The following is a 5,805-nucleotide window of genomic DNA, read 5'->3' as shown; positions in this document are numbered from 1 at the left end:
CTGTCGCTGTCCCCGGAGGACGTGGGCCTGGCCGCGGGCTCCCTGGCCGAGAGCCGCCGGGACGCCGCCCCCACCGACCCGCTGGACGAGCGGATCGCGGCCAGCCAGCGCACCTGGCGGCTGACACGCGACCACCTCAACCACCACCGGATCAGCCTGGCCCGGGCCACCGCCGGCCTGTACCCACAGCCCCACCGGCTCGGCAACGGCCTGCTGACCCGGCCCGATTGGATGTGGGACGAGCCGGTCGACCTCGCCGACATCGAACTGGAGTGGTCCGACGCGCTCCCCGCACCGACGGTGTCGGGAGCGGGCACCGACACCGAGCATCTGCGTCCGCTGACCGACGGCGGGGCCGCCTTCGGGACCTACACCCGGGCCATGCGCGATCTCGACCGGCCCACGCTCTTCGAGAACCGCCTGAGCTTCCGCATGCTTGAGGCCACCCGCGCCGGGCAGCGCGGGCCACGGCTGGCCTTCGGCCACACCACCTACTTCGACGCCCTCGACGTGTGCGAGTCGGTCGCCCATGAGACGGCCGCGGCCATGCTCGGCGGCGGGCTGTCCTGGCCGGCGCTGCCGTTGCGGCGCCGGATCGGCGACCCGTTCGACCTGGGCCAGCGGGTCGTCCTGCCGTCCATCAACACCCTGACCATCCGGCACGACCAGAGCCGGGCGAGCTTCATGCTGCACCGCCGCAGCGCCGGCTCGGTGGCGACCGCGGGCGGGGTCTACCACGTGCTGCCGGCCGGGGTGTTCCAGCCCTCCGGGATCTCCCCGTGCCACCACGAGGCCGACTTCGACCTCTGGCGCAACATCATGCGCGAGCTGAGCGAGGAGCTGCTCGGCAACGCCGAGCACGACGGCAGCAGCTCCTCCCTGATCGACTACGACGGCGACGAGCCGTTCCGCTCCCTGCAGCGGGCCCGGCGCGCCGGCCGGGTCCGCGCCTGGTGCTTCGGCATGGGCGTCGACGCGCTCACGCTCTTCGGTGAGATCCTCACGGTCGTGGTCGTGGACGCCGACGTCTTCGACTCGCTGTTCGCCGGGATGGTCCCGGTCAACGCCGAGGGCTCCGTGGTCACCACCGGCCCGCACCGGCGGGCGTCGGAGGGCATCCCGTTCACCCACGCGGCCGTCCGCCGGCTGATCGAACACGAACCGCTCGCGCCCTCGGCCGCGGCCTGCCTGGAGCTCGCATGGCGCCATCGCGGGACGCTGCTGCCCGGGCTGCGCATGCGGGCCGCGTCCTGACGGCCCCGTCGACATCGTGCGTGTTCTTGTCACCGGCGCGGCCGGTTTCGTCGGTGGGGCCGTCACCGACGCCCTCGCCGCGGCCGGGCATCGGGTGACCGCGCTCGTCCACTCCGGAGGATCGTGCCCGCGGCTCGCGTCGGAGGCGGAGATCGTCGTCGCCGACCTGGTGGACGTCCGCGCGCTCGAGCTCGCCCGGCTCGACCGCGGGTTCGACGCGGTCTGCCATCTCGCCGCCCTGACCCGGGTGCGCGAGTCCCGGTACGACCCGCTGCGGTACTTCGCGGTGAACGTGACGGGCACCGCGAACCTGCTGCGGCTGCTCGAACGCGGCACCGAGGCCACCGGGACCGCGCCGGTCGTCGTCCTGGGGTCGACCGGCGCCGTCTACGGCACGCCGGAGACCCAGCCCATCCCGGAGAGCACGTCCCCGGCGCCGACCCACCCCTACGGGGCCTCCAAGCTCGCCGCCGAGCAGCTCGTCGTCCACCAGGCCGCGACCGGCGGGATCGGCGCGGTGGTGCTGCGCTCCTTCAACGTCGCGGGCGCCGCGGGCCGGCACCTCGACAACGACGAGAGCCGGATCATCCCGGCGGCGCTGGCGGTGGCCGCCGGGTGCCGCGAGTCCTTCGGTGTCAACGGGGACGGGGCGGTGATCCGCGAGTACGTGCACGTGGCCGACATGGCCGACGCGTATCTCGCGGCCCTGGACGCCGTCCGGCCCGGCCACAGCAGGATCTTCAACGTCGGTACCGGCCTCGGGGTCAGCGTCACCGACGTCCTCGACGCGGTGGAGCGAGTCACCGGCCGCGCCGTGCGACGGGTACACCGCCCGCCGGCGGCGGAGCCGCCCGTGCTCGTGGCGGACAGCCGGCGTATCCGGGCGGAGCTGGGCTGGCAGGGCAGCCGCTCGACCATCGACCGGATCGTCGCCGACGCCTGGGACGCGGCGGCCTCACGGGCGTCCACCACCGCCACGTCCAGGTGACCGCGCGTCCGGCGGCACCGCTCGGCTTCCTCCGCTCCCCCGGCCTCTCCCGGCCCGTCGGCGTCCCCGCCTCTTCGGCCGTCCCCGCCTCTATCGGCCGGTCCTGTCTCTTCGGCCGGTCCTTCGACAGCCCTCGACCGGGCGGACCAATGGCGACAAATACGCTATAGAAATGTCACTCATGGTGACTCGCGAGGCGGGTTACCGCGTTCAGGGGTCCTACGGCCCCATGGACGGGCATCATGGACCTGCGGCGATGGCCATGGCGGCCCCGTCGACGCGCCCGGTCTGGAGCTTCGACGTCGCGGCTTCGTGTCGAGACTCAAGCGGCACGGTCTTCTGGTCACCAACGTCCGCCGCCGGCCACGGAGCTGTCGTTCATACGGCTATGACCCGTCGTCCTTGGACGAAACCGGTGGTTCTACTCGAACCTGGACATAACATAGTCCCGCGGGCCTGGATACGCGCACGAAAGATACGAGAACACGGCAGATACGGGAACACGGCCTCCGGCGCGCCCGGAGGCATCCAGATCAGTGAAGGAGACGCCCGTGGGCCGTCCATACCATGTCTACGACTACGACGGGGAGCATCTGGGCTCGTTCGCGACGTGGGACGCCGCGCACGACTGGGCCCACCTGCAGGCGGCGCTGGGCGGGGTACTCGCGCCCCTGGAGGTCGAGGACCGCCGCAACCGGGTCGGCCGGCGGCTGTGGGCGGAACGCTGTGAGTCCACCCGTTGGCAACAGGCCAGGCAGGACTATGACATCGACGACATCGGCAGCATTCACGGATGTGTCACGAGAAGTCCTGCCATGCTCGCACTTGCCCCACCTCAACAGCGACGCCCCGTCTGACCTCGTTCATCCGTACCCGGCCCATCCGTACCCGGCCCATCCGTACCCGGACATCACCGCGGTGATGCCCAGCCCATCCGGCTGAACAGCTCCACGACGTCATCCACCGGCCATCCATCCGACCGGCGAAAGGCCCCGCGCCCGGGTGCGGATGCCCGCGCGAGGCAGTCAGGCATCACGAACCACACCCACCACGAACCAGCGGCCAGCCATCGCAGGCGCCCTCGGCACGGCCGACGCGGCAGGCATTCATACGGGGCACTAAGCTGACCTACGCTGATCGGGGCAGGTCGCCCGCGCCGGAACCGACGTCTGTCGGGCGGTCACCACAGCCGACGTCTGTCGGGCAGCCACCACAGCCGACATCTGTCGGGCAGCCACCACAGCCGCAGCGCCTTTGGGGGAGAGACACAGGGTGGACACACAGCCTGCGGGTGGTCAGCACCCCCGGCCGACACCTCGAGTGGTCGTCGGCATACTACGTGCTGTACGCGGCTGGCTCATAGCCGTCACCGGCGGTGTTCTGCTGTTCGGCTGTTATCTCGGTGTGTCCGCGGAGACCGACCCCGGTCGCCAGCTCCCCTATTTCGTCTCCGGTGGGCTCGGCGGGCTCGCGCTCGTCTTCCTCGGCAGCGCGCTGCTGGTGGCCGACCAGATCGACGCCGCCGCCAAGGCCCGGGGACGGCTCGACCGCCAGGTCGATGATCTGCACAGGCTGATCGTCGCCGCGGCCTCCGCGCCGGCGCCCGCCACCCCCACGACGGTGGCGGATCCGGCGGCCGGCGGCCAGGACGACGGCGGCCTGTTCGCCGTGCCCGCCGGCCGGACCTACCACCGCCGTACCTGCGAAATGATCGCCAGCAAGCCGGCGCAGCCGGTGGACTCCGCTCAGATCGCCGCCCGCGGCCTGACACCCTGCACGATCTGCGAACCAAAGCCTGCCGCGTGAGACGAGCCCGCCGCGCCGGGCGCGGCCCGGCCACGCTCCCCGGGCCGCCCCGGGGCCGGCGACAGCGCGGCTGGAGTCCTGGCGCGGCTCCTGAGGCTGCTCCTGGCGTGTTGCCGGCGGCCCGCATCCCTGGGCTGCCGGCAGGCCGGGAACGGCAGACGGGCCGGAAACGGCAGAATCGCGTTGCTGCCGCGCCGTGGGGGCGGGCCGGATGAGAAGCGTCGATCTGGCATTCGCCGGGGTCTCCATCGGGGCGATCGCCGCGCTCTCCGGCATCGGCCTGCTCGTGACCTACCGGACCAACGGTGTCCTCAACATCGCCCAGGGCGGCATCGCGGCCCTGGTGGCCTACGTCTTCCGCGCGATGGTCGTCGACTGGCGGCTGCCGGTCGCGGCCGCGGCGCTGCTCTCCCTCGCGGTCGTCTCGCCGCTGATCGGCGTCGTGCTCGAACGGTTCGTCTTCCGCCCGCTGGCCCGCCGGCGCGCGTCCGCCGCCGAGTCGCTGGTGGCGAGCCTGGGCGTGCTCGTGCTCACCGTCGGGATGACAGCCGGGATCTGGGGCCTGGGGTCCCGTAACGACGTGCCGAACCTGTTCCCGGAGCGGACGGTCCAGCTGCCCGGGGGCAGCCGCATCGGTGTCGACGCGCTCGCCGAGCTGGCCCTGGTCGTCGCCGTGTGCGTGGCCCTCGGCCTGATCACGGCCCGCACCCGTTTCGGCCGGCAGGTACGGGCCGTCGTCGACGACCGCCGGCTCGCCGAGCTGTCCGCCATCCCGGCCGACCGGGTGGCCGCGGCCGGCTGGGCCGTCGGCACCACCCTCGCCGGCTTCACCGGCATCCTGCTCGCGCCTCGCCTGCAGCTCACCCCGTACGGGCTCACCCTGCTGGTGCTGGAGACGTTCGCGGTGGTCGTGGCCGCCCGGCTGGCCAGCCTGCCGGGCGCGGTGCTGACCGCCCTGGCCATCGGCATCCTGCAGAGCGAGCTGAGCCAGTTCCAGGTGACGGGCGAGTTCAGCGCCCTGTATCTGGCCGTGCAGTCCAACCTGTTCGTGGCCGCGCTGCTGGTGCTGCTGCTGGTCCTCCCCCGGCTGCGCGAGCTCGGCGGGGACGCGGGCTCCACCGGCCGGTTCTCCAGCCGCGGCGCGCCGCAGACGTACCGGGCGAGCCTCACCGAGCAGCGCCGGGACGTCCTCGGCAAGCTTGCCGGCGCCGTGCTGCTGGCGGCCCCGCTCACCTTCGCGCCCATCAACCTGCGCGACGCGTTCACCGTGCCGGCGCTGGCCCTGATCTTCCTGTCCCTGGTGATCGTTACCGGTTACAGCGGGCAGATCTCCCTCGGCGTCGCCGGCTACGCCGGACTCGGCGCGCTGCTGTCCGCCAAGCTCGCCGGCGGCGACCTGTTCGGGCTGCCCGCGCTGCCGGGCCTTGTCGCCCTGCTGGTCGGGGCGCTGCTGGTCGCCCCGGTGGGCCTGCTCACCGGCTACCCCGCCATCCGGCGGCGCGGGCTGGCGCTCGCCCTCACCACGTTCGCGGTCGGGGCGGTGATGTCCCGCTTCGTCTTCCAGCAGCAGACGTTCGTCTCGGGGCTGCACGTCGCGCCGCTGTCCATCGCCGGGCACATCCTGTCCGACCGCTGGTTCTACGTGGTGGAGCTGGTCTGTCTGGGGCTGGGCCTGCTCGTCGTGCGCAACCTGCACGAGGGGCGTCTCGGCCGGGCGCTGCTGGCCGTGCGTGACCACCCCGAGGGCGCGGCGGCGG

The 5,805-nt window shown here is 72.8% G+C and carries 5 protein-coding genes; all 5 read left to right on the top strand.

The features are described 5' to 3' along the window. Positions 1 to 1,254, top strand: a 1,254-nt coding sequence (locus AC5LUJ_RS17885) for a helix-turn-helix domain-containing protein (RefSeq protein WP_493465338.1), incomplete at its 5' end; no start/stop codon positions are given. Positions 1,255 to 1,270: 16 nt separating this feature from the next. Next, positions 1,271 to 2,242: an NAD-dependent epimerase/dehydratase family protein gene (locus tag AC5LUJ_RS17880; protein WP_250285623.1), complete on the top strand. Its 972-nt coding sequence runs from the start codon at positions 1,271 to 1,273 to the stop codon at positions 2,240 to 2,242. 551 nt (positions 2,243 to 2,793) lie between these two features. Next, positions 2,794 to 3,099 (top strand): hypothetical protein, encoded by a 306-nt coding sequence (locus AC5LUJ_RS17875; protein ID WP_250290348.1) that lies wholly within the window; start codon positions 2,794 to 2,796, stop codon positions 3,097 to 3,099. A 463-nt stretch (positions 3,100 to 3,562) separates the two neighbouring features. After that, positions 3,563 to 4,048, top strand: a complete 486-nt coding sequence (locus tag AC5LUJ_RS17870) for a hypothetical protein (protein WP_493465337.1) — start codon at positions 3,563 to 3,565, stop codon at positions 4,046 to 4,048. 211 nt (positions 4,049 to 4,259) lie between these two features. Next, positions 4,260 to 5,805, top strand: a 1,546-nt coding sequence (locus tag AC5LUJ_RS17865; protein WP_493465336.1) for an ABC transporter permease subunit, incomplete at its 3' end; no start/stop codon positions are given.

This window comes from Protofrankia sp. CiP1_Cm_nod3, assembly GCF_982290655.1.
This window is presented reverse-complemented; position numbering and strand designations above follow the sequence as displayed.